The sequence below is a fragment of the Sphingomonas sp. 28-62-20 genome, assembly GCF_002281505.1.
The window spans coordinates 1-1,693 of the sequence record NZ_NCGH01000064.1 but is presented as its reverse complement, the minus strand read 5'-3'; the positions used below and the strand labels follow the sequence as shown (position 1 = coordinate 1,693).

Genomic DNA, 1,693 nt, shown 5'->3' with positions numbered 1-1,693 from the left:
TTGCCCGATTTGCGGCATGGCGCTCGAACCTGAAGAGCCGTCACTCGACGATGCGCCGAACCCCGAACTCGTCGATTTTACGCGACGTTTCTGGGTGTCGGCGGCACTCTCTATACCCCTGCTCATTCTGACGATGGGCACCGATTTGCTGGGGCTACACCTGGTCAGCGCGACTATTTCGCCGTGGCTTCAACTTGCTTTGGCCGCTCCCATCGTCCTGTGGGCAGGCGCTCCCTTTTTCGTTCGCGGCTGGAATTCGCTCAAGACGCGCCACCTCAACATGTTCACGCTGATCTCGATTGGTGTCGGTGCCGCGTTCCTTTACAGTCTCGTCGCGACGCTCGCGCCTGGAGTTTTCCCCGATGCGTTCAAGATGCACGGCATGGTCCCGGTCTATTATGAAGCGGCGGGCGTCGTCGTTGCGCTGGTGTTGCTGGGGCAAGTGCTCGAACTTCGTGCGCGTGCGTCGACGGGCAAGGCAATCCGGGCGCTCCTGAACCTTGCGCCAAAAACCGCGCGGCGGATCGCTGCTGACGGCACGGAGAGCGAAGTGCCACTGGCGGAAATCGTCGCAGGCGATCGGCTCCGCGTCCGCCCCGGTGAGGCCGTGCCGGTCGATGGCATCGTCGTTGATGGCAAATCCTCGGTCGATGAGTCGATGCTGACCGGCGAACCGCTCCCCGTCGCAAAAGAAGCAACGAGCGCGCTGACAGGCGGCACGGTCAACGCCACCGGAAGCCTCGTCATGGAAGCGCAGGCAGTTGGCAGCGACACGATGCTCGCGCGTATCGTCAAGATGGTTGCCGAGGCGCAGCGCAGCCGGGCACCGATCCAGGCCGTCGCTGACCGAATTTCGGGCTGGTTCGTGCCCCTCGTGATCGCGATTGCAGTGCTCACCTTTATCGTCTGGAGCCTGGTCGGTCCCGAACCGCGCATTGGCCATGCGCTCCTGAATGCGATAGCGGTGCTTATCATTGCTTGCCCCTGTGCGCTTGGACTTGCCACACCGATGTCGATCATGGTCGGAACGGGACGTGGCGCACAGGCGGGTGTACTCGTCAAAAGTGCCGAAGCGCTTCAGGGTTTCGAACAGGTCGACACATTGCTGATCGACAAGACCGGTACGCTCACCGAAGGAAAGCCTAAGCTCGTTGGAATAGAGACGGTCGGGGAACTTGCCCAGGACGATCTGCTGAGATTCGTCGCTTCGATCGAGGCGCGATCCGAGCATCCGCTTGCGCATGCGATCGTGACGGCCGCCAAAGAGCGCAATCTGGCGCTCTCTGAACCTGAAGGCTTCGAGGTTCAGGTCGGTGCTGGCATCAGCGCCAAGGTCGAGGGGCACACCGTCGTCGTCGGCAACACCGCGCAAATGCAGCGTATCGGTGTCGATGCCCAGCCCCTCTTTGACGCATCCGAGGCCAAGCGTCGCGAAGGCGCGGGCATTATGCTTGTCGCTGTCGATGGCGCGCTTGCCGGGTTTATCGCGGTTGCTGACCCAATCCGGGCAAATGCCAGGGAGTCGATTTCCGCGCTCCGCAAACAGGGGTTGCGCGTCATCATGCTCACCGGCGACAATCCGACGACCGCGCAAATCGTTGCCGACGCGGTCGGTGGGCTAGACGAGGTTCACGCCGAACTCAAACCCGAAGACAAGGCACGCATCGTCGGCGAATTGAAAGCGAAGGGCGCG

1 protein-coding gene is annotated in these 1,693 nt (G+C 62.0%); it reads left to right on the top strand.

Annotation, left to right across the window (positions count from 1 at the left end; translation table 11 throughout):
- Window positions 1-16: 16 nt before the first annotated feature.
- On the top strand, window positions 17-1,693 hold a 1,677-nt coding region (locus B7Y43_RS19990; RefSeq protein WP_374133411.1), incomplete at its 3' end, for a copper-translocating P-type ATPase.